Raw genomic sequence first — 26374 nt, 5'->3', positions numbered from 1 at the left:
CCCGATTCCCGCCGGATCCGTTATTGCGAGTGATGTGCAATAACCGGTTCCGTCCAGGATACGGCGGCCTGCGCGCTCCCTCAGGGCGCCTGCGGCGCCGTCCCCGGCCCGAGGTTCCCCGCCATCCGCACGTTCCACCGCCCGTCCCGCCCGCTCAGCACCGTCACGGCCAGTGGCGGTACGTCCACCCGCCAGAAGGACGAGGGCGGGGCCCCCAGCGCACACGCCACGGACGCGCGTACGACGTCCGGCTCCACTACGGCCACGACCCGGCCGCCCTCCGCCGCGAGACCCGCCAGCCAGTCCGCCACCCGGCCCAGCAACTGGGCCAGCGTCTCGCCGCCGTGCGGAGCGCTGTCCGCGTCGGACAGCCAGGCCGCGACCGCCGCGGGCTCGGCGGCCAGCACGTCCTCCAAGGCCAGGCCCCGCCAGCGGCCCATCGCGCAGCCCGCCGCGCCCGCGTCCGGGACCGCCCGCAGGCCGAGCGCCTCGGCCGTCTCCCGGCAGCGCGCGGAAGGGGAGGCCAGGGCCCGGTCGGCGGGCAGGGCGGCGGCCGCGGCGCGTACGGCGCGGGCCCGGCGCAGTCCGTCCGGCGTCAGCGGTTCGTCGGCCGGGAAGCGCACCGTGCGCAGGGCTTCGTCGAAGGAGGGTGAGAGCAACGTCACCCGGGTTGTCATGGGCACCTCTTCCGACGCGGTACACCTGATGGCGCACAAGGGGAACAGCGGGGCGCGCGACCCCCACCGTGCGTCCGCGGGCCCGCCCGCGGGGTCTTTTCCCCGCCGCCGCCACGCGGTACGTTCCCGATGATATTGACGATGACATGACGGAAGCCGGTGGAATTCCGGCGCGGTCGCGCCACTGTGAGCCCGGACCGGTCCCGTACGGGGCCGCCGGGCGAGCCAGACCCGTCCTGCCATTACGACTCCCACCCACCGGGACGCGAGTTCCCCCAGGAGGTCCTGCCATGGCCCAGTCCGCCGTGCCGCCGTCCACCGGCCCCGCCGCACCCGCCGCGCCCGCCACCCTGCCGGTCAGGACGGTCCTGCCCTGGGCGGTCTTCGGCGGCGTGCTCATGCTCGTCCTGCTCTACTTCGTCGGCGCCGAACAGGGCGCCACCTCGCTGCTCTCCGGTACCGACGTGCACGAGTGGGTCCACGACGGTCGCCACCTGCTCGGCTTCCCCTGCCACTGACCGGGGGCCCGCAGATGAACTCCGTCACCGTCAGATCCCTCCTGGCGCGGGGCATGCTGGCCGGCCTCGCCGCCGGCCTGCTCGCCCTGCTCGTCGCCTACCTGCTGGGCGAGCCCCAGGTCGACGCCGCCATCGCGTTCGAGGACGCGCACGCCCACGAACACGAGGCCGAAGTCGTCAGCCGCGCGGTGCAGTCCACCGCGGGCCTGGCGACCGGCGTCCTGGTGTACGGCGTCGCGCTGGGCGGGATCGCCGCCCTGGCCTACTGCTTCGCGCTGGGACGCGCCGGCCGCTTCGGGCCCCGCGCCACCGCGCTGCTGCTCTCGGGCGCCGCGTTCGCCGCCGTCTACCTCGTACCGTTCCTGAAATACCCGGCCAACCCGCCGTCGGTCGGCGACCCCGACTCCATCGGCAAACGCACCGCGCTGTACTTCCTGATGATCGCCCTCAGCGTGCTGCTGACGATCGCCGCGGTGATCCTCGGCAAGCGGCTCGCTCCGCGCCTGGGCGCCTGGTACGCGACGGTCGCGGCGCTGGCCGCCTTCGCCGTGGCCGTCGGCCTCGCCTACGCGTTCCTGCCGGCCGTCAACGAACTGCCCGCCGACTTCCCCGCCCTGCTGCTGTGGAAGTTCCGGGTCTCCGCGCTCGCCGTCCAGCTCGTCCTGTGGGCCGGCTTCGGCCTGCTCTTCGGCGAACTGGCCGAACGGGCCACCCGGCCGCGCCGGACCGTCGCGGCGGCCGCACCGCCGCGCGGCACGGAGAGCACCGCGGCACCGTCCCCGAACTGAGGACCCGGGGCGCCACCCGGCCGGGTGGCGCCCCGGAACCCTCAGGCCGGTGCGGCGAGCAGCAGGGTCCACCAGGGGCCGCGGTCCCCGGCGTTGACGCCCACGCCCGCGTGCCGGAACGAGCAGTCGGCCAGTACCTCCCGGTGCTCCGGGCTGCGCACCCATGCCCGCGTCACCGCGGCGGCGCCGCGCTGGCCGCGCGCGATGTTCTCGCCCGCGCGCCGCCAGTCGTACCCGACCGCCGAGAGCCGGCTGCCGGGCCCGGAACCGCCGCGTTCCCGATGGGACAGCGAGCCCTCGCGTGCCATGTGGTCACTGTGCCGCTGGGCGGCCCGCGTCACCGTGCGGTGCGCCCGTACCGGACGGCAGCCGGCCCTCGCGCGCTCCCGGTTGACCAGCCGGACGACGGCGGCCCTGGTCGTCTCGGCCGTACGGACGGCCTGCGCGGCGCGGTAGGCCTCCAGCCGGTCCGCCCGCACCGGCATGCCCGCCGACTTCGCGTCGGCGGCACCGCCCGCCGCGAGCCCCGCCAGGATCAGCAGCGCCACGGCGGCCCGCACCGCGTACCACCCCGCCCGGCGGCCCGTTCCCTGTCCCGTACGCCCACCCATGCGGCCCCTGTTCCTCGGCTGTCACGACCCGGTCGCCGAACCGGCCCGGGGCCCGGCGCCCGTCCCCGGCACCGGCCCGGTCCCGCCCGGCACCGTCCGGTCACAGTGTTGCCGCCGCCGCCCCCACCTCTGTCGTCCCCGGCCGATACCCGACCCGTTCGGCTGTACGGGCCCCCGCCGCTGACGCGCCCCGGCCCCGTACCGAATCCGCCCCCACGGGAACGGGTACGCGACCGGCCATGACCACGACCCCGCCGGCCGCCTCCGCCGTCCGCGGCCCCCTCGTCCGCTTCCGTGCCGACCCCTTCCGCACCGGCAACGCGCCGGCCCTCGCCTACGAGCCCGACGGCCTGCTGATCTGTGAGGGCGGCCGCATCACCGGAGCGGGCGCGTACGCCGCCCTCCGCGACCGGCTGCCCGCCGGCACCGAGCCGGTCCACTACCCCGGCCACCTCGTCACCGCCGGCTTCGTCGACACCCACACGCACTACGCGCAGAAGGAGGCCGTCGCCGCCTTCGGCAACCAGCTGCCCGACTGGCTGGACCACACCTACACCGTGGAACAGCGCTTCGCCGACGACGGCCACGCCCGCCGCGTCGCCTCGTCCTTCTGCGACGAACTGCTGCGCAACGGCACCACCACGGCTCTCGCCTTCGCCACCGTGCACCCCGGCTCGGCGGACGCGCTGTTCGAAGAGGCGACCCGGCGCGACCTGCGCCTCGCCGCCGGCAAGGTGCTGATGGACCGCAACGCCCCCGACGGCCTCCTCGACACCGCGCAACGCGGATACGAGGAGTCCCACGCCCTCATCGAGCGCTGGCACGGCACGGGCCGCAACCTGTACGCCGTCACCCCGCGCTTCGCCCCCACCAGCACGCCGGAACAACTGGAAGCCGCCCGCGCCCTGCGTGCCGCCCACCCCACCACCCTCGTGCACACCCACGTCTCGGAACACCGCGACGAGATCCCCTGGGTCCGCTCCCTGTTCCCCGACCGCGACGGCTACCTGGACGTCTACGACCACTACGGCCTGCTCGGCCCCCGTACCGTCCTCGCGCACGGCATCCATCTCACCCCCGCCGAACGCGACCGCTGCGCCCGCACCGCGACGGCCGTCGCCCACTGCCCGTCCTCCAACCTCTTCCTGGGCAGCGGCCTCTTCCCCCTCCGCGAGGCCAAGGAGGGCGACCACCCGCTCACGGTCGGCTTGGGCACCGACATCGGCGCCGGCACCAGCTTCGCCCTGCTGCGGACCATGCACGACGCCCACAAGGTCGCCAAGCTGCGCGGCCACGCCCTCGATGCCGTCAAGGCGTTCTACCTCGCCACCCGCGGCGGCGCGGAGGTCATGGGCCTGGGCGACACGATCGGCTCCCTCACCCCGGGCCAGGAGGCCGACTTCACCGTCCTCGACCCGCGGGCCACACCGCTCCTGGCCGACCGCGCCGCTCGTGCCGAGGACGTCGAAGACCTCCTCTTCGCCCTCGTCGTTCTCGGCGACGACCGCGCCGTGAGGGCCACCTACACGGCGGGCCGGCTCGCCTACGACCGGGACGCGACCATCCCGTTCGCCACGGGGTGAGGGACCCGGGAGCCGGGAAGCGCCGCTCCGCTCACAGCCGGGGCACCTTCCGCGCGTCGCAGCTCTTCACCGAGGCGAAATACCGGCTCAGCCACTCCCGCCGCCGCTCGTCGTCCATGGAAGCCAGGTGCCCGAAGGCCCGCGCGTCCGCCTCCGCGGAAGCGACGCGCTGTGCGTCACCGCTCTCCCGTGCCGCACGCGCCCAGTACTTCCGCCGGCGCTCGCTGTACCCGTTGGAGACCAGCCAGTCCCGTACGGCGTCGTCGACCCGGCCGAAGCGCGCAAGGGCGGCATCCCCGCAGGCGTCGAGGCGGCTCGACGTCATCCCGGCGGCGGCCTCCCAGGCGAAGCGTTCCGGATCGGTCAGCTTGCCCCGTACGACGCTCTGCCCCAGGGAGAGCTGCGGCAGCCGGGCCTCGTCGGCGCGCGTCGCACGCGGCAGATCCTCGAAGCGGACCGGCGCGTTCCGTACTCCGGCCAGCCGGCCCGTGACGCCGGACAGGGCCCGCGACACCTGCGGCAGCAGGCCCCGGTCCAGGGCGTTGACACACACGCGCGGCACCGAGCCGTCGCAGACCTGGCGCCCGCCGGCCGGGTCGTGCTGCCAGGCGCGGCTGCCCGCCAGCACGAGGAGTACGGCGGCCGGGACCGCGACGGCCAGCGGGAGGAGCGCGAAGCAGCGGTGCGACGGCCGGCGAGCGGTGTACGCGAGGACCGCCGCTACGGCGAGCCCGCCCGCCCACCCGGCCATCACCACCGGCTGCCACCAGACCGGCAGCGCTTCGCCGACCCCGCCGTCCACGGCCGGGCTGAGAAAGCGGACCGCCGAGCCGTGGTAAGCGGGAAGGGCGAGCGCCACGTAGGTGAGACCGGCGAACACGAGGGCAGCGGGCCGCCACCGTACGAGCCGCCCGACGACCACGGCCCCCGCCGTCGCGGCGGCCAGGAACGCCGCATCCCCCACCAGCGGCAGCACACGGGGGCGGCCCGCCGACGTGTACGGCCACGTCGCCAGCAGCGTCCCGGCCGCGGCGAGCGAGTAACCGAGGACCACGGCGACGGCGACGGGCAGCACGGACACCGCGAACTGGGCGAGCGGGCTCCGCACGGCGGAGCCGCGCAGGCCGTCCATGCGCGCCCGGCGCTCCCGCCCGCCGTGCCGGCACCCGACGGCGGCGGCGAGGGGACCGCCGAGCAGCGTGGCGGCGGAGTGCAGCGTGAACTGTGCTTCGCTCCAACCGCCCTGCCACCACTTCGCCTTCGACGCCATGACGACGGCGAGTGCGACGAAGACGGCGAGCGCGGTCCAGGGGGCGATGCCGCTCCGCGTCTCGGAGGCGAGGGGGTGGTGCGGACGGCGGGCGCCGCGGCCCGGTGAAGGCGTGGCGAGGGCGGTCATCGGCGTGCTCCCGGTGGGGTGGCGGAGGCGGCGCGGTGGGCGCGGAGTATCGCGGTGTAGCCACGCTCGGCCGGGCTGCCGCCCAGCTCGTCCGCCTCTCCTGGGCCCTCGGGACCGCCCTCCGCGCCCCGCTCCGCGAGCGACTCCGGCGTGCCGCGGTAGACCACCCGGCCGCCCTCGACGAGCGTGACCCCGGTGCACGCGACGGCCACGTCCTCCACCAGATGGGTCGAGACGACCACCGTCCCGGATGCCCCCAATTCCCGTAGCAGCGAGCGGAACTCGACGCGCTGCTCGGGGTCGAGACCGGCGGTCGGCTCGTCCAGCAGCAGCACGTCCGGGTCGTTGACGATCGCCTGCGCGATACCGGCCCGCCGCACCATCCCGCCCGACAGGGACTTCATCCGGGCGTCGATACGGTCCGCCAGTCCGGCCCGCGCCACGGCCCGCTCGACCGCCGCCCCGGCCTCGGCGGCGGGTATCTCCTTCAGCCACGCCACATAGGCGACGAACTCCCGCACGGTGAAGCCCGGATAGAAGCCGACATCCTGCGGCAGATAGCCGATCCGGCGCCGCACGGCGGTCAGCCCGCGGTGCCCGGACAGCTCGTGACCCAGGATGCGGACACGGCCGGCAGTGGGCCGGGAGACCGTCGCCAGAACCCTGATCAGGGAGGTCTTACCGGCGCCGTTCGGACCGAGGAGGCCGTGGACCCCCGGGCCGAGGCCGAGGTCGATCCGGTCGAGTGCGACGGTCCTGCGGTGCCGGACGGACAGTCCGGCGACGTCCACGACGGGCTCCGTACTCACAGGTTCTCCAGTCGATCACGGCGCAGCAGAAGCAACCCCGCGCACAGCGCGGCCGCCGCGGCCCAAGCGCCCTGGGTGGCACCCCCGGCGAGATACCGGTCCAGCTGCTCCGCGAGCGCGGCCACCGGGAACCGGCCGGCGCCGCCTTCCCCCGGCTGCGCCGCGATCACCGGAAGCGACACGGCGGACACCCACCCCGCCGCGACGGCCCCGGCGGCGGTACGGCACCCGACGTACGACCCGAGCGCGAGCGCGCCCAGCGTCAGCGCCAGGCCCGGCAGCAGCCAGGCCGCCGCGCCCGGCAGTCCGGGCGCCCCCGGCAGGAAGGCACCGGCCGCGGTCAGCAGCGGCAGGCACACAGCGAGGACGGCTGCCGTCCTGGTCAACAGCAGGCGCAGGCCGCCGGACGGCGACGCGGCTCCGATCTCGTACATCGGGTCGGCGTACGGGCCGTACGAGAACGCCACTCCCGCCACCGGCAGCACGGGCGCGAGCGCGAGCAGCAGCGGCCGAGCCCCCGCGAACCCGGCCCCGAACGCGAGCCCGAAGGCCCCCGCGCACACCACCAGCAGCGCGACCAGCCACGACCCCCGGAGCGCGGGTCCGGCGGCCCAGAGGGCACGGGCGAAGCGCTGAGGAACCAGCGGAGAACGCCATCCAGCGGTCGCTTCACCGACTCTGGCCGCACCCTCGTCCCTGCTCCCCACCCCTGCCAGCAGTACGTCCCGGACCTCGTCCAGCACCACCCCCGTGGGTGCCGTAGAGCGGACCGCAGCCGACACCGTGGCCGCGCACCGGGAGCAGCCCTCCACATGCTTCTCCAGGGACCACGCGTCCGGCTCGGAGAGCGACCCGTCGGCGTACCGCGCGATCAGCACCGCATCCACATGCCAAGCGGGACCGGTTGCATCCCCCCGGCGGTCCTTTCGCGTACGCGTCATGCGAGCCCTCCAAACGGGACCTCGAAGCCGTCCAACTGGGCCAGGGCAGCGCGTAGTTCCCGCCGCGCGCGCATGGCGCGGGTCTTGACCGTGCCCTCCGGTATGCCGAGGAGGCGCGCGGCCTCGCGGGTGGTCAGACCGTCGATGACCGTGGCCCGCAGCACCTCGCGCAGTTCGGGGGAGATCCGGTGCAGGGCGGTGCCCACGTCCCCGTACTCCAGCCCGGCGAGCGCGTGCTCCTCGGCGGACGGCGCCGGTGCCGGCGGCTCCTGGCCGACGCGCCCGGCCCTGGCGCACGCCCGCTGCGCGTCCACCAGCCGGCGCGCCGCGATCACCCACAGCCAGCCGCCGGACCCACCGCCCCGCCGCGAACCGCTCCGGTACGAACCCGCCGACCGCCACACGGTCACGAAGGTGTCCTGAAGCACCTCGCGCACCGTCTCCGGGTCCGCGCAGCGCCGCGACAGCCGCGCGTGCAGCCAGCCGGCGTGCCGGTCGTAGTAGACGGCCAGCGCGGCCTGGTCCCCGCGGGCGACGGCGCGCAGCAGCACGGCGTCCTCCTCGCCGGCACCGTCGCCGTCTCGGTCTGCCCCCATGGGGCGGAACAGTCTCACGTTCCGTCTATCGCCCCGGAGGCCCTGACCGGTTCACGGTCCGCACGCCTGACCTACGGACGCGCGTGTTCCCGGCGGAGCGCCCTCAGGACGACAGCCCGACAGTCCGGCAGTCTGCTCCCGCGCCTCCCCTCACTCCTTCCCCCCGGCGGCCCATTTCTTCAGCGCCGCCCGGTTCTCGAACCGTGCCACGTTCTTGTCCAGCGGGCGGTCGGTGTGCTGGTGGATGAGCCACTTCCCTTTGATGCGCGGCTTTCCCGGGCTGACGTAGTCGGCGATCCACAGCCCGTCCCCGGCGTACGACGTGGAGTCGTGCCCCTTCCAGAAGGACACGTTGGTGTACAGCAGTACGCGGTGGTGCGGGCGCAACTTCTTCACCGCGCGCAGGAACTGGTCCTTCTGCGCGCCGCTGGCATGCGTTCCGGAACTTGTCGATTCCCAGTCGGCGGCGAGGAGATCACCCTCCTTGGCGCCGCACTTTTCGACGAAGTACTCCGCCTGCGCCTCGATGTTTCCGGGCCACAGGAAGTGGTAGAAGCCGACCACGCACCCGGCGTCCCGGGCCTTGGCAGCCTGGTCCGCCCGGCGCGGGCTGGCGTAGGAACGGCCTTCTGTCGCCTTGATGAAGACGAAGTCCAAGCCCTTCGCTTCGTAAGAGGAGTTGTGGGCGGAAACGTCGACACCATGCAGCATGGCGGGCTCCTCGGTGGGGGAATGCGGGGGGAAAGGAGTAGTGGAGGAAGATTTCCCACTTTTCGAGCCCGCCATCCCGGCCCACAGCGGACGACCCGGGGCATTCGCGCGCTACCCCGCCGCCCGTCACGCCGTCCCGGACGGCACTGCCAGCAGTTCCCCCATCGACTCGGCGGCGCGTACGGCCGCGTCGGCGCAGCAGTTGTTGAACAGGACGTGCACCTCGTCGGCCCGCTCGGCCATGCCGCGCAACCGCGGCACCCACTCCGCCAGTTCCTCCCGCGTATAGGTGTGGCGGAACCGTTCCTCTTTGCTCCCGGACCCCCACGCGGAGTTGCGCCCGTGAAAGCGCACCACCGCCAGCCGCCCGTCCGTCACGGGGGTGACCGGACGTATCGAAACCGGCAGGGTCTGCGCCATGTCGACGGCCACGGCCGACATCCCCAGATCCGCCAGCAACGCGGACGTCCAGCCCTGCTGATCGTCCCGCCACCACCCGGGATGCCGGAACTCCACGGCCACCGGCCACCCCCGGATACGCGCTCGGCACGCCTCAAGAAACGCCTCGGCCCGCGCGCCCGGCCCGAACCAGGGCGGAAACTGGAACAGCAGGGTGCCGAGCCGCCCGGCCTCCCGCAACGGCTCCACCGCCCCGCGGAACCGCTCCCACACCTCGTCCAGCAGTTCCGTCCCCGATACGCCGTCCCGCAGGTCGGCGGGGAGCGCCCCGGGCCGCGTCGGATGCCCGGTGAGCAACGAGAACGCCTTCACGTCGAACCGGAACCCGTCCGGAGTCCGATCGACCCACAGCCGGCTGTTACGCACACTGGGCAACGCGTAATACGAGGCATCGACCTCCACGACCGGAAACCGGCCCGCGTAATATCGCAGCCGCCCCTCCGCGTCCCGCTGCCCCGGCGGATACCACCCACTGGAAACCAGAGCGGAATCCGTCCAGGAACACGTACCGACCAGAATCTCACCCATGGCTGGGCGGATACCCCGTCACGAGGGCGGCAACGGGGCCGGGGTCAGTGCCTGCCGTAGAAGGCGTTCACCAGCGACTCCATGCTCTTCTGGAACGAGCAGCAGAGCGCGATCCAGGAACCGTCCACGAAGACCAGGTCGAAGCGGCCGCGGGGGAGAGTCATGCGCGGCCTGGGCCGCAGCTCGGCGATGTCCTGGCGCGGCACCTCCACGGCGAGTGCCAGCTCGGGCTCGCGGGCCCGCCAGCCGTGGGCGTGGTCGGTGAGCACGAACAGGCGGCGGTCGGTGATCGCCTGATGCCTGGGGACGCCGCCCGCGTTGGTGACCTGGACGTGGAAGCGCCCGGCCATGCTCGTCCAGCTGCCTTCCATGGGCTTGCCGTACATCATGCGCTCGGCCGCGTCGTCGACGGCGTCCTCGAAGTTCTCCTGCGCCTCGCTGATCCCCTCCGCGACGTTTCCGACGACGCGGGTCACCCGGTGGTTGGTGAACCGGTTGTCGCTGATCGCGTCGATGGGTCGCGACGCCTTGTGCCAGACGTTGCCCAGCACGCCGCGGATCCGCTTCTCCAAGGCCGACTGCTTCGGCGGAAGCCGCAGGTGCGCGGGGACCAGCGGCAGATTCGGGTACACCTCGTACTGCTCGCTCTGCAACAGCACCTCGCCGGGCTGGAGGAACGTCCGGCAGGGCGTCTCGTGGTCAATCACGCGGCCATTCTCTCTGTGTGGGGGGCGGGGGTGGGGCCGGGGACGCACGGTGTGCGCCCCCGGCCGTACGCGCTGGTCCCTCGGCCCTGGCTCAGCCGAAGGGGTTGCCGGGGTCGCGCGGCTGCTGGGCGGCCGCGGGGCGGGAGCCCAACCGGATGTCCTGGTCGGCCGCCGGTACCGGCGCCGGCTCCTGGTAACGGTCGAGCGGGTCCGGGTTGGCGGGGGCCGGATCGGCTGGTACTCCGGCCCTCGGCGGCGGGCTCAGGTGCCCGCTGACGCCCGGCTCGGGGTGCTGACCGGCCGGTATCCGCCCGGTGGGCGACGGGTCGAAGTCCGACGCGGGCGGCAGGTGGACGTCCCCGTGCCGCTGCGCGCCGCCGCCGGACTTGGCGCCTCCGCCGTCGTCACCGTCGATCATGTTGTCGAGCTTCTCGGCGCCTGCCTGGGCGATCGGCCCGAGGGCCTGTGTCGGATCGCCCGAGAAGCCCAGGCCGCCCATGCCGAGCCCGACGGCGCCCTTCATCGGCACCTTGGCGATTTTCAACGCCTTCTTCGCGGCGAGCGCCTTCACGAATTTCTCGGCCTCGCCCGGGTCCTTGATGTGCTTCCAGGTCCAGGGCTTGAGCTTCTTGACCTTCGACATCTTCTTGGCTTTCTTCAGCAACTTGATGATGTTGACGAAAGCCTTGAGCTCCGTGGCCAGTTCGTGCAGGATTCTGGCGATACGGGACGAAACGATACCGGCCTGGGCCACGGCAGTGGCCGCCGCGGCGGCGGCCGAGGCGCCGACCGTGATGATCGAGGTGGCCAGCGCCACCGCGAGTTCGATGATCGCCCACTCGATCAGCTCGCGGATCAGCGTCTCGACGACCTGCTCGGCCAGCTTGGCCTGCGCGCCGGCCTGCTCCAGGACGTCGGCGACGGCGTCCATGTCGGCGGCTTCCTGCTCCAGGGCCGCTTCCATCTCCGCCAGGTGCCCCTGGAAGGCCTCGGCCGCCTGGCCGGTCCACTCGTGGGCGAGGTCCGCGCGGTCCCGGCGCTGGTCGGCGATCAGGTCGCGGAGTTCGGAAGCCTGGTCGCGCCAGAGCTTGGCGGCTTCCGCGATGCCCTCGTCGTCACCGGTGACGGCTTCCAGGTGCTCGGCGAGCGGTTCGACGAGCGGGCGCATGATGGCGTCCACGGCGGAGTCGAACCCGCTCATCCAGTCGTTGACCTTGTTGTAGGCACCCAGCGCCCCCGATGCCACCCCGCTCATCGGGCGCCCCCGGCCCCGCCCTGGACGTGTTCCATCGTCCGTACGGTCTCGTCCTCGTCGGCCTGGTACGCACGCGCCGTCTCGGTGACGCCCTCGCCGACCTTCTCCTCCAGCGTCGCCGCCGCCTGGAGAATCTCCAGGCAGTCCTCGCTCTGCTCCGAGTAGGCCGTGTAGAGCTCGCCGGCCTCCGGCAGCTTGCCGAACGCCTCCGGGTTCAGCGAGTGAGAGGCCAGTTTGCTGCGTATCTCCCGCAGTTTCTCCGCGCGTTGGTCGGAACTCTTCGCGAATTTGTGCAGGGCTTCTTGAGCAGCGGTGAATTGCTCAGGCACAGATCTCCCCCGATCCGTTGTCATGGCTTGGTCAAGACAAGGTCAAGACGTGGTCAAGCGACATGCCTTGAAAGGTTCGGACAACGGTACGTGTCACGAACACCGGCCGTGACACGGGGGTTGATGTCTGTTATGCGCACTTGTGGCGCCCGAGCCCTGCCAGTGTTCGTGCCGGTGCCCGGGCTCCTGCCCGTCCCCGTGTTCGTGCCCCGGCGCCGGCTCACCTCTCCCAGTACTTCGCCACCGCCTGCGCGTACGCCACCCGGTGATCGAGCCCAAGCCCGCCACCCCGGACCCGGAACCGGCCGCGCGCCGACTCGGTCAGAGCCGCCCGCCCGAAGAGTCCACCCGGATGCTTCCAGGCCGTACGCAGCGGAGCGGCGGCGGTACCGGCCGGAGAGTCGGAAAGCGCCAGGGCCACCAGATACAGCAGGACGAACGGCAACAGGACCACGCACAGAATCAGCGACGGATCATCCATGGTTGCACCGCGGTTCGGCGGGGCGCGGTGCCCGTGCCGCCACACGGCCTGCGCGTCGGCATGCCAGCAACCCCGTATACGAGGGGAGTTCCTTCGTGATGAGCCGCCGCCCGGTACGGCGCACCGCACATCGTCGTCCGGGTCGCCGCCCAAGGAAGCGGGACCAGCCGGTTGTCCTGCTGGTGGCCACGGTCGCCGCGGTCGCCGCGGTGGGCTTGGTCGCCGCTGTCGTGCAGTGGCTGCTCGCGCATTGGTGGATCCTGGCCCTCACCGCTCTGGTTGCCTCCGGCGCGGGCGGCCTCTGGTTCCGGCAGACCCGTCGGCGGGCCGAGTGGGCGCGCGTCCGCTCCCGGGCCCTGCGGCTGCGCATCGCCGAAATCGACGCCTTGGACCACCGTGCGTTCGAGTTCGCGGTACGAGACCTGATGCGCCGGGACGGCTGCAAGGCCGAGCGGCTCGGCGGCGCTGGTGACAATGCCTGCGACGTGCGCGCGGTCGACCCCGTCGGCCGGGTCTGGGCCATCCAGTGCAAGCACCGCCGGAACGGAGAACGAGGTTCCGCCGTAGGCGTCGGTGTGCTGCAACAGGTCAACGGCACCGCCCGGCAGATCCACGGGGCGGACATCGCGGTCGTCCTGACCAACGGCTGCTTCTCCTCGAAGGCCGTCCCCTGGGGAAAGCAGCACCGTATCCATCTGGTCGACCGTCACATGCTCGGCCAGTGGGCCGCGGGACCGCGCCCGCTGTGGGACCTGCTGGACCGCCTCGCGCCCCGTCACCGGCCGCCGACACTGCCCTGACCGGTGGGGGAGGGGGTACGAGGGGCGCCGGTGCGTCGTATGCGCCGCGCACGTCCCCGGCGAATCCAGCCTCGCACAGGAGCTTTGCCGCCAACCCCGGGTATCCGGCTCACCGCGCCCCCGCCCCTCGGCTATGCAGGAAAGCCGGGACGTCCGATGCCGTGCCTAACGCGAGGACCGGCCGAATGATTCTGACGATCAACGTGGCGGTCATCCTGGCCGTCATCATCTTCCTGCGCGTACGTCGACGCGTGGAGGCCCGGAGCCGGTCCGACCAGTGGCTGACCGTGGCCATCGTGTTGGTCTTCGGCCTGCTCGTCGCCCAGACAGGCTTCGGTCAGGGAGTCCTGAAGGTGGTGGGCCAGATCACGCAAAGCGTCTCCCAGGCCGGCAGTCGGTGATCTCCCTGGCTCTGGTGCCCGGTCACGGTGCATGCCGACGCCACCACCGTGACCGGCCGCACCGGGGTCACCGCCCCCGGCAAGGTCAGTTGGCGATGCCGACCGGGTGGACCTTGATCTTCTCGTCGTACGGGCCGGCCAGCTTCAGCGCCTCGGCGGGCCACTTCAGGGACACGCTGTGGGTCTCGTTCGGCGGCGTCACGATGAGGTGGGTCGGGGTGGCCATGTTGCCACCACTGGAGTCGACCGAGTACGAGATGCTGAAGGTGGCGGTGTCACCGGGCTTCAGATCGGTGATGCGGGGCTGCTCACCGCCGCGGTGGACCGGGGCGGAGGTGCCGTCGGCGTCCTTCAGGTCGACGCCCGCGAAGCCCGTCACCGAGCAGGTGCGCCCGCCCTTGTTCGTCATCTGAACGGTGACGTCGCCCGTCTTCTGGTCCGGCGAGCTGTCCACAGCCTCCATGTTCAGCTCGGTCGTCCGGCAGAACTTGCTCTTCCCCCCGCCCTTTCCGCCACCCTTCGCCGCACCGTTCCCGGAGCCGGCACGGGACGGGGCGGTGCCGCCGGAGCCGGCGCGGGGCGAGGTGCCGTCGCCGGAGCCCGGCTTGGCGTTGTCCGGCTGGGTCTCGGCGCCCTGCGCCCCGGCAGCGGAACCCGCGCCACCGGACTCGGCGGCAACGCCCGCCCCCGACTGGCCGGCGGGCTTCGAGGCGGCGGCGTCCGAGCCGGAGCAGGCGGTCAGGGAAAGCGCGGCGGCCGCGGTCAGGGCCGCGGCGGCAACACGCAGGGTGCGGCGGCGAGTGGTGCGGGCAGTGGTGTCGGCGCTCATTTCGAGTCCCCCCGGGAAGTCGGTGTCGTTCTCTCCTGCGTACGACAACCACTCTGATCGGGACCGCTACCGCCAGGCTGCCGCCCCGCTAACACCCGGCTAACACGAGCGCGACCAGCGGACCGATCGACCGAGCCGAAACGCGACGAAGGCCCCCACCGCGAACGGTAGGGGCCTTCGACGTAGTGCCCGGTGAGGCACTGGCGGAGGATACGAGATTCGAACTCGTGAGGGGTTGCCCCCAACACGCTTTCCAAGCGTGCGCCCTAGGCCACTAGGCGAATCCTCCGCCGCAAACAATACAAGACGTTGAGGGGTGCTCGCGAACACGGTCGGGGGGCGGGGGTGGGGGAGTGATCTTGGGGAGGGGCGGGGTCGTGTGTTGGGCGGGGGATCCGCTAGTGTTGGGCGCAGCCCCTCACGTGGCGCTATCTCACCGAACTCCCCCAGGGCCGGAAGGCAGCAAGGGTAAGTGAGCTCTGGCGGGTGCGTGGGGGGCGTTTGCGTTTCGGGGCTCGGGGGCGGCCCGGTTGTCAGTGGGGGCCGATATCGTCGTATGCGTGTCGTCCCTTGCGCTGTACCGCCGCTACCGTCCCGAGACCTTCGCTCAGGTCATCGGGCAAGAGCACGTGACCGATCCGCTGCAGCAGGCCCTGCGTAACAACAGGGTCAACCACGCGTATCTGTTCAGTGGCCCGCGTGGCTGCGGCAAGACGACCAGTGCGCGGATCCTGGCGCGCTGCCTGAACTGTGAGCAAGGTCCCACTCCCGATCCGTGCGGGGAGTGCCAGTCGTGTGTGGATCTCGCCCGGAACGGGCGGGGGAGCATCGACGTGATCGAGATCGACGCCGCTTCGCACGGTGGCGTGGACGACGCGCGTGAGCTGCGGGAGAAGGCGTTCTTCGGGCCGGCCGGCAGCCGGTACAAGATCTACATCATCGACGAGGCCCACATGGTCACGTCGGCGGGCTTCAACGCGCTGCTCAAGGTGGTCGAGGAGCCGCCGGAGCATCTGAAGTTCATTTTTGCGACGACCGAGCCCGAGAAGGTCATCGGGACGATCCGGTCGCGTACGCACCACTATCCGTTCCGGCTGGTGCCGCCGGGGACCCTGCGCGAGTACCTGGGGGAGGTGTGCGGGCAGGAGGACATTCCGGTCGACGAGGGCGTGCTGCCGCTGGTCGTGCGGGCCGGGGCCGGCTCCGTGCGGGACTCGATGTCGGTGATGGACCAGCTGCTCGCCGGGGCGGGCGACGCCGGTGTGACATATGCCATGGCCACGGCGCTGCTCGGGTACACCGACGGGTCGCTGCTGGACTCGATCGTGGAGGCGTTCGCGGCGGGGGACGGCGCGGCGGCCTTCGAGGTCGTGGACCAGGTCATCGAGGGAGGCAACGACCCGCGGCGGTTCGTCGCCGACCTGCTGGAGCGGCTGCGGGACCTGGTGATCCTGGCGGCGGTGCCGGACGCGGCGGAGAAGGGCCTGATCGACGCGCCTGCCGATGTGGTGGAGCGGATGCAGGCCCAGGCCTCGGTGTTCGGGGGCGCCGAGCTGGCCCGGGCCGCGGACCTGGTCAATACCGGGTTGACGGAGATGCGCGGGGCGACCTCGCCGCGGCTCCAGCTGGAGCTGATCTGCGCCCGGGTGCTGCTGCCTGCCGCGTACGACGACGAGCGGTCGGTGCAGGCGCGCCTGGACCGCCTGGAGCGTGGCGCGAGCACGGCCGGTCTGGGCCTCGGCGGGCCGGTGGCGACCAGCGGCGTCGGCGGGCCCGCGGTCGAGTACGTACCGGGGCCGGGGAGCCATGCGGTCGCGCCGCCGGCTGGGCCGCCCGCGGGTCCGGCAGGCCCCGCGGCGGCGCGTGCCGCGGTGCGGGGGGCGAGTGCCGGAGCCGGGCCGGGGGCGTCTTCCGAGGCTGCTGTGCCGTCCGCGCCTGTCTCTTCCGGGGGTGAGCGGGAGCCCGCGCCTGCGGCTGCTTCCGAGGCCGCCTCCCCGCCTGGTGCGTGGCCGGCGGCCGGGCCGGGGGCGGGTACGAACAGCGGTGCCGGTGCCGGTGCTGGTGCCGGGCAGCAGCCGGGTGCCTGGCCTACGGGTGCGCAGGGCGGCCAGGGCGGTCAGAGTGGCGCTGCCCAGCGGCCGGGGGCCTGGCCGGGGCAGGAACCCCAGGGGGGTGCGGCCGCGCGCCAGCCCGGTGGGTGGCCTTCGGCTGCGGCGCCGGGTCAGGGCGCCCCTGGTGGTGGCGGTGCGCCGTCCGCGCCGGCACAGTCCGTACCCGTACAGCAGCCGCAGCAGTCCCAGCAGCCGCAGCAGCCCCAGCAGGGCGGCGGGATGGCACAGGGGGCCGCTCAGGTGCGGCAGCTGTGGCCGGAGATTCTTGAGGCCGTGAAGGGGCGGCGCCGCTTCACCTGGATCCTGCTCAGCCAGAACGCGCAGGTTGCCGGGTTCGACGGCACGACGCTGCAGATCGGTTTCCCGAACGCCGGGGCGCGGGACAGCTTCGCCAACGGCGGCAGTGAGGACGTGCTGCGGCAGGCGCTGGCCGAGAAGTTCAACGTGCAGTGGAAGGTCGAGGCGATCGTCGATCCGTCCGGGGGCGCCAATCCGCCCGGCGGTGGCGGTTCCGGCGGCGGCGCGCCGCAAGGCGGCTTCGGTGGCGGCTTCGCCGGCAACGGTGGCGGCGGCGGTGGTTTCGGCGGTGGCTCCGGGGCTCCGTCGCAGGCCGGCGGTGCGCCCGGTGGCCAGGGGGCCCAAGGCGGTCCCTCCGGAGGCGCCGGCGGGTACGACGGCGGTTCCGGGTACGAAGCCGGTGGCGGCGCTACGGGTGGCGGCGGCCAGGCCGCGCAGGCGGCGCGGCAGGCGGTGGCGCCGGCGCCGGCAGCTGCCTCGTCCGGCGGTGGCTATGCGGGCTCCGGGAGCGCCGGAGGCAGCGGGAGCGGCGGAACGTACGGATCCGGTGCCCCGGGCGGCGCGGCGGCGGGGGCCGGGTACCGGGAGCCGGAGCCCTCGTCGATGTCGATAGAGGACGACATGCCGGCCGAGGACGACCCGGACCTGGTCGACTCCGCGCTGAGCGGCCACGACCTGATCGTCCGCGAGCTGGGGGCGACGGTGGTGGAGGAGTTCAACAACGAGCACTGAGGAGCACTGAGGAGTGCGGGCGGGCTCTGCCGCGCCGGTGATCCGGCGCACAGTCGTGCTCCTCCGTACGGCGTAGGGCGTAGCGCCGTTCGAGCACGTAGGCTCGGGCTACCGCACCAATCGTTGTCGTACGGCAGGAGTCACGTAGTGATCCCCGGTGGTCAGCCCAACATGCAGCAGCTGCTCCAGCAGGCCCAGAAGATGCAGCAGGATCTCGCGGCGGCCCAGCAGGAGCTGGCCGAAACCCCCGTCGAGGGTTCGGCGGGAGGCGGCCTGGTCAAGGCGACCGTGAACGGTTCCGGCGAGCTCCAGGGCCTGGTCATCGACCCGAAGGCGGTGGATCCCGAGGCGGGCACCGCCGAGGAGAACGCCGAGACCCTCGCTGACCTCGTCCTGGCCGCCGTGCGGGACGCCAACGCCAGCGCTCAGCAGCTCCAGCAGCAGAAGCTCGGCCCGCTCGCCCAGGGGCTGGGCGGCGGCGGAGGCATCCCCGGCCTCCCGTTCTGAGCCGGCGGCTCCGGCCCCGGCCCCGGTTCCGGAACCGCGGTTCCGTGGTTTCGGGACCGAAGACTTGGAGGGATTGGTCTCCCATTCCGGGGAGGAGCCAACTAGCGTACGCAACACGGCAGAAGAGAGAGAAGACGTTCCGTGTATGAAGGCGTGGTCCAGGATCTGATCGACGAGCTGGGCAGGCTGCCCGGCGTCGGTCCCAAGAGCGCGCAGCGGATCGCCTTCCACATTCTTCAGGCCGAGCCGACCGACGTACGCCGGCTCGCGAACGCGCTGATGGAGGTCAAGGCGAAGGTCCGGTTCTGCAGTGTGTGCGGCAATGTCGCGCAGGACGAGCAGTGCCGGGTCTGCCAGGACCCGCGCCGCGACCCGGCGGTCATCTGCGTCGTGGAGGAGCCCAAGGACGTCGTGGCGATCGAGCGGACGCGGGAGTTCCGCGGCCGCTACCACGTGCTCGGCGGGGCGATCAGCCCCATCGAGGGCGTGGGCCCCGACGATCTGCGGATAAGGGAACTCCTGGCCAGGCTCGCGGACGGCACGATCACCGAGCTGATCCTGGCCACCGACCCCAACCTGGAGGGCGAGGCCACCGCCACGTACCTCGCGCGGATGGTCAAGCCGATGGGCCTGCGGGTGACGCGGCTGGCCAGCGGACTGCCCGTCGGGGGCGATCTGGAGTATGCCGACGAGGTCACGCTCGGGCGGGCCTTCGAAGGGAGGAGACTTCTCGATGTCTGATGCCACGCTCCACAACGCAACGCAGGACCCGGACTCATTCGCCGTACAGATCTCCGACTCGATCGAGAGCTTCATCGTCGCGGTCACGGAGGTGGCCAAGGGCGACGAGCCGGACAGCGCGGTGCCGTTCCTGCTGCTGGAGGTCTCCCAGCTGCTGCTGACCGGCGGCCGCCTGGGCGCGCACGAGGACATCGTGCCGGACGAGCGGTACGAGCCCGACGTCGGCCCGGAGCCGGACGTCGACGAGCTGCGCGAGCGCTTCGCGCGGCTGCTGGACCCGGTGGACGTGTACTCCGAGGTCTTCGACCCGTACGTGCCGCGCAGCGCGCCCGTCGCGTGCCGGATCTCCGACGACCTCGCGGACCTCATCACGGACCTGCGGCACGGCCTGGCGCACTACCGCGCGGGCCGGGTCAGCGAGGCGCTGTGGTGGTGGCAGTTCTCGTACCTGTCGAACTGGGGTCCGACGGCGAGCGCCGCGCTCCGCGCGTTGCAGTCGCTGGTCACCCATGTACGCCTCGACCAGCCGCTCGTCGAGCTGGACGGCCTGGACACGGACAGCGGCGCGGTGGACGGCGACGAGGAGCGGCTCGCCGAGGAGGCGGGCAAGGTGATGGCGGCGGAGATCGCCGGGCCGCTGGGGCTGCGCGAGGTCTGAGGCGGGGCCCACCGGGTCGTGCGAGGGAGTGCCGGGTCCGGTGTGACCTGGCTTACCTTTCCGTGTGCCCTTGTGAGAAGCGGGCATGTGCTGGCCGAGCGGGCGCAACGGCGCGCCCACGCCGGTCCACGACGATCGTGACGTGAGCGCTGTGTCTCACCATGTGGTATTGGCGAGGCGGATTCCGCCTGCTCGTTAGACTGAGCCGACCGCAGTACCCCCATATCCGGGGGTCCGGGAGGAAACTCCCGAAGAGACAGTTGCGAGGAGCGCACGTGGGCCTTGTCGTGCAGAAGTACGGCGGCTCATCCGTTGCGGATGCCGAGGGCATCAAGCGCGTTGCCAAGCGAATCGTCGAGGCCAAGAAGAACGGCAACCAGGTGGTTGTGGTGGTCTCCGCGATGGGCGACACGACGGACGAGCTGATCGATCTCGCGCAGGAAGTGTCCCCGATGCCGTCGGGGCGCGAGTTCGACATGCTGCTGACCGCCGGAGAGCGGATCTCCATGGCCTTGCTGGCGATGGCGATCAAAAACCTCGGTCACGAGGCGCAGTCCTTCACCGGTAGCCAGGCCGGTGTCATCACCGACTCCGTGCACAACAAGGCACGGATCATCGATGTGACGCCGGGCCGCATCAAGACGTCCGTGGACGAGGGCAACATCGCCATCGTCGCCGGCTTCCAGGGCGTCTCGCAGGACAAGAAGGACATCACCACGCTGGGCCGGGGCGGCTCGGACACCACCGCCGTCGCGCTGGCCGCGGCGCTGGACGCGGACGTCTGCGAGATCTACACCGATGTGGACGGTGTCTTCACCGCCGACCCCCGGGTCGTGAAGAAGGCCCGGAAGATCGACTGGATCTCGTTCGAGGACATGCTGGAGCTGGCCAGCTCCGGTTCCAAGGTGCTGCTGCACCGCTGCGTCGAGTACGCACGCCGTTACAACATCCCGATCCACGTCCGCTCGTCCTTCTCCGGACTGCGCGGCACCTGGGTCAGCAACGAACCGCAAGGGGACCAGCCCATGGAGCAGGCGATCATCTCGGGCGTCGCGCACGACACCTCCGAGGCGAAGGTCACGGTCGTCGGCGTCCCGGACAAGCCGGGCGAGGCGGCGACGATCTTCCGCGCCATCGCGGACTCCGAAGTCAACATCGACATGGTCGTGCAGAACGTGTCGGCCGCCGCGACGGGGCTGACGGACATCTCCTTCACGCTGCCGAAGGACGAGGGCCGCAAGGCCGTCGCGGCGCTGGAGAAGACCAAGCCGTCGGTCGGCTTCGACTCGCTGCGTTACGACGACCAGATCGCCAAGATCTCGCTGGTCGGCGCGGGTATGAAGACCAACCCGGGCGTGACGGCGACCTTCTTCGAGGCGCTGTCCAACGCGGGCGTGAACATCGAGCTGATCTCGACATCCGAGATCCGCATCTCGGTCGTCACCCGTGCGGACGACGTCAAGGAGGCCGTGCAGGCCGTGCACAGCGCCTTCGGTCTCGACAGTGAGAGCGACGAGGCCGTGGTGTACGGCGGCACCGGTCGATGACGACCCCCTTCTCGGGTACGGCTACGGGCCGCGCGGGTGACCGCGCGGCCCGTAAGCCGCATCTCGCCGTCGTCGGCGCCACCGGCGCGGTCGGCTCGGTGCTGCTCGGGATCCTCTCCGAGCGGGCCGACATCTGGGGCGAGATCCGGTTGATCGACCCACGCCCGAACTCTCAACTGCGTTCGGGGGACCCCCATCCCCCTTCGGCCGGCCGCAAGCTGGCCGTGCGGGGCGAGGAGGTCGAGGTCCTCGCGCTGAGCGAGGAGGTCTTCGACGGCATCGACATCGCGGTGTTCGACGTACCGGACGAGGTCGCCGCGCAGTGGGCGCCGATCGCCGCCGCCAAGGGCGCGGTGGTCGTGGACAACTCCGCCGCGTTCCGGATGGACCCGGACGTACCGCTGGTGGTCCCCGAGGTCAACGCGCACGCGGCGCGGGTACGCCCGCGCGGCATCGTCGCCAACCCGAACTGCACCACCCTGTCGATGATCGTCGCACTGGGCGCGCTGCACGCCGAGTACGGGCTGAGCGAACTGGTCGTCTCCTCGTACCAGGCCGCCTCGGGAGCGGGGAAGGCGGGCGTCGACACGCTGCGGGCCCAGCTCGCCGCGGTCTCCGGTACGGAACTGGGCACCACGCCCGGCGACGTGCGGCGGGCCATGGGTGACACGCTCGGGCCGTTCCCGGCGCCGGTCGCGCTCAACGTCGTGCCGTGGGCCGGGTCCCTTCAGGAGGACGGCTGGTCCTCGGAGGAGCTCAAGGTCCGCAACGAGTCGCGGAAGATCCTGGGGCTGCCCGGCCTGCGGGTCAGCGTGACCTGCGTACGGGTGCCGGTGATCACGGCGCACTCGCTGGCCGTGCACGCGCGTTTCGAGAACGAGGTCACGGTCGCCGGGGCGCACGAGATCCTGGCGTCCGCGCCGGGCGTCGTGGTCTGCGACGACCCGGAGGCGGGCGAGTTCCCCACGCCCGCCGACGTGGTCGGTACGGACCCGGTCTGGGTCGGGCGGGTGCGGCGGTCCCTGGACGACCCCAGGGCGCTGGAGCTCTTCGTGTGCGGGGACAACCTGCGCAAGGGCGCGGCGTTGAACACCGCGCAGATCGCCGAAGTGATCGCGGCGGACCTGACGGCGTAGCCGGCGGCGGTGCGCCGGTGACCGGTAGTCGCCGCGCGGTGGCCGGGAATCGTCGTTCCGGGCCGCGATGTTGCATTTCACGACGGGCTCTGCCCCGATTGGTGCTGTCGCTGATCCGCACAGGAGATACCTTGAGTGGAGTGTGAAGGTCCTGTGAGCGAATCGTTGGTCCAAACCGCTTGAACTGGTCCGACGGTGTGTTCGACTATTCGCTCCCCCTTGCTGCAACCGGCAGTTGGGTGGGGGGCGTCTTTGTGGCCGCCCCTCAAGGGCGTCCATGGACCCGCGGGATAAATGGGGTATTGGGGAAGAGCTGGTACGCATGAGGGCATTCGACTCGCCATCAAAAGCGGTGTCTTACGCGTACAACCCTGATGGGGGGAAACGTGTCCAACAGGCGTGGCAGAGGTACTCGGGATCACGATCGCCCCAGGGGGCTCCGGTGGCGCAGCGGTGCGGCCGTTGCGGCCCCGCATGCCCGGAGGCATGCCGGTGATCGCCCCGTGGCCCGCCGCGCAGCCCGCGCAGATCTCCTCCCAGCGTGGGGATGCTGACGACGCGATGGCTGCGGGCACGACAGTCGACCATCTCACCGAGACCTACCGCGCGCACTACCGTTCGCTCCTGGGACTGGCCGCGCTGCTCCTCGACGACACCGCCTCGTGCGAGGACGTCGTCCAGGAAGCCTTCATCCGGGTGCACTCCGCCCGCGGGCGGGTGCGTGATCCCGAGAAGACCCTCGCCTACCTGCGCCAGACAGTCGTCAATCTCTCCCGTTCCGCCCTGCGCCGCCGTATCCTCGGGCTGAAGCTGCTCTCCAAGCCGATGCCCGACATGGCGAGCGCCGAGGAAGGCGCGTACGACCTGCTGGAGCGCGATCAACTGATCAAGGCGATGCGGGGACTGCAGCGCCGGCAGCGCGAGGTCCTGGTCCTGCGGTACTTCGCGGACATGACAGAGGCCCAGGTCGCCGAGACGTTGGGAATATCGCTCGGTTCGGTGAAGGCGTACGGCTCTCGGGGTATCGCGGCGCTGCGCGTCGCCATGGAGGCTCCCGCATGAGTGGCAAGCAGTTCGGCCCGTACGACCCGCAAGAACCGCAGGACCCGCAGGCCCCACGTAACGCCGAGAACCCCGAGCGACCGCACCGGCAGGGAGAACAGGAAGCCCCGGAGGAACGCCGGAACGCCGGCCAGGCGAGCGACGGCCCCGGCGTGGGCGAGGACGAACTGCGGCGGCTGCTCAGGTCCGCCGTCGACGACCTGGAACCCGCCCCCGACTCGCTCGAACAGCTGCGCCGCGCGGTCCCGGCCCGGCGCCGCCGGCGGCGGCACGCCGTGGTCGGCGCGATCGCGGCCGTCCTGCTCGGCGGCACCTCCATCCCCGCGATGGTGCAGGTGGCCGACTTCGCCGACGGCCCCGAAGACCGGCCCGCCAACGCCGCCAGCACGCAGCGCACACCGGGCGGCACCTCGGGCGAGCACGGCGAGGGCACGGAGCACAGCGGCAAGCCGCCGTCCGGCCACGGCGGCAAGAAGTCCGACGAGGGCAAGACCGCCGGGCCGGGCAAGGAGCCGGGCAAGAACGGCAAGCCGCCCGGTGCCGGCGGCACCACACCCGACCCGTCCGGGACGATGGACGTCACCTCGCCCGCCTGCTCGCGGGCGCAGCTCGGCAAAGGCGTCAGCTCGGTCGGCCCCGCCGACTCCCAGGGCCGTGTCTACGGCTCGTTCCGGGTGGTGAACACCTCCGACACCGCGTGTTCGGTCGAGGGCGGCGGCGAGGTGGGCGTGGTCGCCCAGGGCGGCACGGACAGCTCGAAGGTCCATGTCGTCGACCACACGGCAGGCGACGACGCTCCCGGCCTGCCCGACCCGATCACCACGCCGGAGAACCTGGTGCTCAAGCCGGGCCAGGCGTACGAGGTCAAGTTCGCGTGGGTCCCGGCGGCGGGCGGCGGCGCCTCCGGCTGCACCGGACCCGGCACCACGCCGACCCCGGCCCCGCCGAAGACCCCCGGCGAGTCCCCCGGCTCCTCCTCGTCGTCCTCCGGCGAGGGCGTCGCGAGCACCACGGGCGGCAGCCAGGCCGGCGGCAACGAAGGGTCGCCCGGCAGCGGCGGCTCCAAGCCGTCGGGCGGCAGCGTGGTCCTCAGCCACACCCCGGAGGCCGGGGAGCCCGCCGCGGCCGACGCCAAGATCCCGGACGCCTGCGCCGGAACGGTCTACCGCACCGAGGCGCTGCCGGCCCAGTAGCGCCCCGCCGTCCGGGCCCGGCGGCGCTCCCCGTACCGTTGGCGATGTGTACCGATTCCTGCTGACCCCGCGGTGGTGGGGAATCAACGTGTTCGCCGTACTGGCGATTCCTTTCTGCGTCTTCATGGGCAGCTGGCAGCTGGGCCGCTTCGAGGACCGTGTCGACACGCACCACCAGCAGGAGGACCGGTCCGCCGAGGCCAAGGCCGCGACGCCCACGCCGCTGGACGGGCTGCTGCCGGTGGACAAGGTCACCTCCGGCCGCCAGGCCACCGCGACCGGCCGTTACGACACCGCGCACCAGCTGCTCGTACCGGACCGCACCCTGGACGAGAAGCGCGGCTTCTACGTCCTGACGCTGCTGCGTACGGACGGCGGCAAGGCCCTCCCGGTCGTACGCGGCTGGCTGCCGGGCGACGCGGACGCGCGGGAGGCGCGGGCCAAGGTGCCCGCGCCGCCGAGCGGCGAGGTGACCGTCACCGGCGCCCTACAGGCGTCCGAGAACCAGGGCACGGACGGGGTGCACGCGGGCGGCGGCCTGCCGCAGGGGCAGCTCGGCATGATCAGCGCGGCGTCACTGGTCAACATCGTGCCGTACGAGGTCTACGACGCCTGGGTCACCGTCACCGACGCGCAGGCCCCGCTGCGGGCCGTGCCGCCGGCGGCGGCGGAGGGCAGCGGGCTGGACCTGAAGGCGTTCCAGAACCTCGGCTACACCGGCGAATGGTTCGTCTTCGCCGGGTTCGTCCTCTTCATGTGGTTCCGGCTCTTCCGCCGTGAGGCGGAGGCCGCACGGGACGTGGCGCTGGGACTGGTTCCGGAGGAGGAGACGGACGGGGCCCGAGGGAGAGAAGAAGCCGGGACGGCGGACCGGTCCGTATCGAAGTCCTGAGCCCCCGCCCCGCTACCAGTGAGCGGGGCGGCTCAGCGTTTCCGGCAGCTTCGTCGCCGCGTCGCCCTTGGCCGCGTTCAGCTGGGCCTGGGTGAGGAAGATGCAGCCGGTCAGGTCGGCGCCGCTCAGGTCGGCGTCGCGGAAGTCCACCCCGATCAGATCGGCGGCACGCAGGTCGGCGCCCTTGAGGTCCGCGGCGATCAGATAGGCCCCGCGCAGATTCGCACCCCGCAGGTCGGCCCCCTTGAGCCGGGCCCCCATCAGGTCGGCGCCCCGGTGGTTCTTCTTACGGCCGGGAACGCCGGCCCTGACCAACTCGCTGGTACGCAGCAGCAGGGCGTTGACGTCCTGCCGTACGGCCGCGACGTCCACCTCGGCGAGCGCCTCGGCGCTGCCGCGGGTGAGCCGGTCGGTCTCCTTGAGCGCGCGCCGGAGGTCCTTGTGGAGGGAGCGGGCGGCCGGCAGCGACAGCGCCTCGGTCAGGTACCAGAGCAGTTCGTGGAGCTGCCGCATGACGGGGAACACGTCGAACATCTGCCGCGCGGAACCCGGCGCGCCGCGCCAGTCCCGGCCGCCGAACGTGACCTGGGAGACCTTCTGCCCCGCGCCGAAGCAGTCGAAGACCGTACAGCCGGAGAAGCCCTTGTCGCGGAGGCGGGCGTGAATGCCGCAGCTGAAGTCCTGCCGGAGGTTGCCGCACGGCTTGCCGGCGGGCTTGTCGACGGCGAAGTCGGCCGAGGCGGCGAAGGGCAGCGCGACGCAGCACAGCCCGAAGCAGCTGCCGCAGTCGGCCTGGAGGTCGAGACGGTCGCCGCCGGCCGACGGGACTTCCTGCTTCTGGGACACCGCGGACGCTCTCCTGCCGTAAGTAAGCCGTACGTAACGACGTCCATTGTCCCCGATGGGGCGGGAGGCGGGGGGACGGGATCGGGTGGGGGCGGGAGCGGGCGGATGCGGAGGCGGGTGGGCGGGCGGTGGGGGCTGGGCCGAGCGGTTCTGGGGCCCCGGCCCCCCCCCCGCCCCCCCCCCCCCCCCCCCCCCCCCCCCCCCCCCCCCCCCCCAACCCCCCCCCCCCG

General features: G+C 72.3%; 28 protein-coding genes, 1 tRNA gene, 1 other RNA gene and 1 riboswitch. Of the genes, 15 read left to right on the top strand and 15 right to left on the bottom strand.

The genetic code is table 11. The features are described 5' to 3' along the window. Positions 1-80: 80 nt before the first annotated feature. Positions 81-677: a histidine phosphatase family protein gene (locus tag ACH4K4_RS04760; RefSeq protein ID WP_398164828.1), complete on the bottom strand. Its 597-nt coding sequence runs from the start codon at positions 675-677 to the stop codon at positions 81-83. A gap of 110 nt (positions 678-787) precedes the next feature. Next, positions 788-931, top strand: a riboswitch (cobalamin riboswitch). A gap of 36 nt (positions 932-967) precedes the next feature. Between ACH4K4_RS04760 and ACH4K4_RS04755 the strand changes: the two genes are divergently transcribed. Both ACH4K4_RS04755 and ACH4K4_RS04750 read left to right on the top strand, forming a co-directional pair. Next, positions 968-1195 carry a CbtB domain-containing protein gene (locus ACH4K4_RS04755; protein WP_398164826.1) on the top strand — a complete coding sequence of 76 codons (228 nt, stop codon included), beginning with the start codon at positions 968-970 and terminating at the stop codon, positions 1193-1195. 14 nt (positions 1196-1209) lie between these two features. Next, positions 1210-1983 (top strand): CbtA family protein, encoded by a 774-nt coding sequence (locus tag ACH4K4_RS04750; RefSeq protein WP_398164825.1) that lies wholly within the window; start codon positions 1210-1212, stop codon positions 1981-1983. A gap of 41 nt (positions 1984-2024) precedes the next feature. On the opposite strand, the gene ACH4K4_RS04745 is transcribed toward ACH4K4_RS04750, so the two are convergent. Then, entirely contained in the window at positions 2025-2594 is a 570-nt protein-coding gene (locus ACH4K4_RS04745; protein ID WP_398164823.1) for a CAP domain-containing protein, read from the bottom strand. 239 nt (positions 2595-2833) lie between these two features. On the opposite strand from ACH4K4_RS04745, the gene guaD reads away from it, so the two are divergent. After that, a complete protein-coding gene (gene guaD, locus ACH4K4_RS04740) occupies positions 2834-4177 on the top strand; it encodes a guanine deaminase (RefSeq protein ID WP_398164821.1) in 1344 nt (447 codons plus the stop codon). Positions 4178-4208: 31 nt separating this feature from the next. Here the strand turns inward: guaD and ACH4K4_RS04735 are convergent, their stop codons facing one another. From ACH4K4_RS04735 to ACH4K4_RS04690, 10 genes are all read right to left on the bottom strand, one after another. Beyond that, a complete protein-coding gene (locus tag ACH4K4_RS04735; protein WP_398164819.1) occupies positions 4209-5576 on the bottom strand; it encodes a hypothetical protein in 1368 nt (455 codons plus the stop codon). After that, positions 5573-6385 (bottom strand): ATP-binding cassette domain-containing protein, encoded by an 813-nt coding sequence (locus ACH4K4_RS04730; protein WP_398164817.1) that lies wholly within the window; start codon positions 6383-6385, stop codon positions 5573-5575. The genes ACH4K4_RS04735 and ACH4K4_RS04730 overlap by 4 nt, the downstream gene beginning before the upstream one ends. Then, positions 6382-7326 carry a zf-HC2 domain-containing protein gene (locus tag ACH4K4_RS04725; RefSeq protein ID WP_398164816.1) on the bottom strand — a complete coding sequence of 315 codons (945 nt, stop codon included), beginning with the start codon at positions 7324-7326 and terminating at the stop codon, positions 6382-6384. Before ACH4K4_RS04725 ends, ACH4K4_RS04730 begins: the two co-directional genes overlap by 4 nt. Further along, positions 7323-7922: an RNA polymerase sigma factor gene (locus ACH4K4_RS04720; RefSeq protein ID WP_398164814.1), complete on the bottom strand. Its 600-nt coding sequence runs from the start codon at positions 7920-7922 to the stop codon at positions 7323-7325. Before ACH4K4_RS04720 ends, ACH4K4_RS04725 begins: the two co-directional genes overlap by 4 nt. Positions 7923-8072: 150 nt before the next feature. Next, positions 8073-8633 (bottom strand): glycoside hydrolase family 25 protein, encoded by a 561-nt coding sequence (locus ACH4K4_RS04715; RefSeq protein WP_398164812.1) that lies wholly within the window; start codon positions 8631-8633, stop codon positions 8073-8075. A 126-nt stretch (positions 8634-8759) separates the two neighbouring features. Beyond that, entirely contained in the window at positions 8760-9620 is an 861-nt protein-coding gene (locus ACH4K4_RS04710) for a DUF72 domain-containing protein (protein ID WP_398164810.1), read from the bottom strand. Between the two features lie 44 nt (positions 9621-9664). Next, entirely contained in the window at positions 9665-10327 is a 663-nt protein-coding gene (locus tag ACH4K4_RS04705) for a hypothetical protein (protein WP_398164809.1), read from the bottom strand. A 91-nt stretch (positions 10328-10418) separates the two neighbouring features. Next, on the bottom strand, positions 10419-11582 hold the full coding sequence (locus ACH4K4_RS04700) for a WXG100 family type VII secretion target (RefSeq protein WP_398164808.1): 1164 nt from the start codon (positions 11580-11582) through the stop codon (positions 10419-10421). After that, on the bottom strand, positions 11579-11911 hold the full coding sequence (locus ACH4K4_RS04695; RefSeq protein ID WP_398164806.1) for a hypothetical protein: 333 nt from the start codon (positions 11909-11911) through the stop codon (positions 11579-11581). Before ACH4K4_RS04695 ends, ACH4K4_RS04700 begins: the two co-directional genes overlap by 4 nt. A 220-nt stretch (positions 11912-12131) precedes the next feature. Further along, positions 12132-12392: a hypothetical protein gene (locus ACH4K4_RS04690; protein WP_398164804.1), complete on the bottom strand. Its 261-nt coding sequence runs from the start codon at positions 12390-12392 to the stop codon at positions 12132-12134. A gap of 98 nt (positions 12393-12490) precedes the next feature. Here ACH4K4_RS04690 and ACH4K4_RS04685 point away from each other — a divergent pair, with 98 nt between their 5' ends. Together ACH4K4_RS04685 and ACH4K4_RS04680 are read left to right on the top strand one after the other, a co-directional pair. Beyond that, positions 12491-13192 carry a restriction endonuclease gene (locus ACH4K4_RS04685; protein WP_398164802.1) on the top strand — a complete coding sequence of 234 codons (702 nt, stop codon included), beginning with the start codon at positions 12491-12493 and terminating at the stop codon, positions 13190-13192. Positions 13193-13377: 185 nt separating this feature from the next. Next, entirely contained in the window at positions 13378-13593 is a 216-nt protein-coding gene (locus tag ACH4K4_RS04680; protein ID WP_398164801.1) for a hypothetical protein, read from the top strand. 85 nt (positions 13594-13678) lie between these two features. On the opposite strand, the gene ACH4K4_RS04675 is transcribed toward ACH4K4_RS04680, so the two are convergent. Continuing rightward, the gene (locus ACH4K4_RS04675) at positions 13679-14422 is read right to left on the bottom strand and encodes a DUF4232 domain-containing protein (RefSeq protein WP_398164800.1); all 744 of its coding nucleotides are present in this window, start codon (positions 14420-14422) and stop codon (positions 13679-13681) included. 201 nt (positions 14423-14623) lie between these two features. After that, positions 14624-14711, bottom strand: a tRNA-Ser gene (locus ACH4K4_RS04670). Positions 14712-14831: 120 nt separating this feature from the next. Between ACH4K4_RS04670 and ffs the strand changes: the two genes are divergently transcribed. The 10 genes from ffs (at position 14832) to ACH4K4_RS04620 (ending at position 25298) form a co-directional block, all read left to right on the top strand. Next, an RNA gene (gene ffs / locus ACH4K4_RS04665) (signal recognition particle sRNA small type) lies at positions 14832-14930 on the top strand. Positions 14931-14982: 52 nt separating this feature from the next. Further along, the gene (locus tag ACH4K4_RS04660) at positions 14983-17562 is read left to right on the top strand and encodes a DNA polymerase III subunit gamma and tau (RefSeq protein ID WP_398164799.1); all 2580 of its coding nucleotides are present in this window, start codon (positions 14983-14985) and stop codon (positions 17560-17562) included. A gap of 147 nt (positions 17563-17709) precedes the next feature. Further along, positions 17710-18069, top strand: a complete 360-nt coding sequence (locus tag ACH4K4_RS04655; RefSeq protein WP_360140413.1) for a YbaB/EbfC family nucleoid-associated protein — start codon at positions 17710-17712, stop codon at positions 18067-18069. 141 nt (positions 18070-18210) lie between these two features. Beyond that, positions 18211-18810, top strand: a complete 600-nt coding sequence (gene recR / locus ACH4K4_RS04650; RefSeq protein ID WP_360140410.1) for a recombination mediator RecR — start codon at positions 18211-18213, stop codon at positions 18808-18810. Further along, on the top strand, positions 18803-19468 hold the full coding sequence (locus ACH4K4_RS04645) for a DUF5063 domain-containing protein (RefSeq protein WP_398164797.1): 666 nt from the start codon (positions 18803-18805) through the stop codon (positions 19466-19468). The genes recR and ACH4K4_RS04645 overlap by 8 nt, the downstream gene beginning before the upstream one ends. A gap of 275 nt (positions 19469-19743) precedes the next feature. Continuing rightward, on the top strand, positions 19744-21015 hold the full coding sequence (locus ACH4K4_RS04640; RefSeq protein ID WP_398164796.1) for an aspartate kinase: 1272 nt from the start codon (positions 19744-19746) through the stop codon (positions 21013-21015). Then, complete coding sequence (locus ACH4K4_RS04635; RefSeq protein ID WP_398164794.1) at positions 21012-22151, top strand: aspartate-semialdehyde dehydrogenase; 1140 nt, start codon at positions 21012-21014, stop codon at positions 22149-22151. The genes ACH4K4_RS04640 and ACH4K4_RS04635 overlap by 4 nt, the downstream gene beginning before the upstream one ends. A 399-nt stretch (positions 22152-22550) precedes the next feature. Beyond that, positions 22551-23213, top strand: coding sequence for a SigE family RNA polymerase sigma factor (locus ACH4K4_RS04630; protein WP_398164793.1), 663 nt, complete (start codon positions 22551-22553; stop codon positions 23211-23213). Continuing rightward, positions 23210-24406: a DUF4232 domain-containing protein gene (locus ACH4K4_RS04625; RefSeq protein WP_398164791.1), complete on the top strand. Its 1197-nt coding sequence runs from the start codon at positions 23210-23212 to the stop codon at positions 24404-24406. Before ACH4K4_RS04630 ends, ACH4K4_RS04625 begins: the two co-directional genes overlap by 4 nt. 46 nt (positions 24407-24452) lie before the next feature. Then, positions 24453-25298, top strand: coding sequence for an SURF1 family protein (locus ACH4K4_RS04620; RefSeq protein WP_398164790.1), 846 nt, complete (start codon positions 24453-24455; stop codon positions 25296-25298). A 12-nt stretch (positions 25299-25310) separates the two neighbouring features. On the opposite strand, the gene ACH4K4_RS04615 is transcribed toward ACH4K4_RS04620, so the two are convergent. Continuing rightward, on the bottom strand, positions 25311-26144 hold the full coding sequence (locus ACH4K4_RS04615; RefSeq protein ID WP_398164788.1) for a pentapeptide repeat-containing protein: 834 nt from the start codon (positions 26142-26144) through the stop codon (positions 25311-25313). Positions 26145-26374 lie beyond the last annotated feature (230 nt).

This window comes from Streptomyces sp. NPDC017529 (assembly GCF_044329785.1).
GTDB lineage: Bacteria > Actinomycetota > Actinomycetes > Streptomycetales > Streptomycetaceae > Streptomyces.
This window is presented reverse-complemented; position numbering and strand designations above follow the sequence as displayed.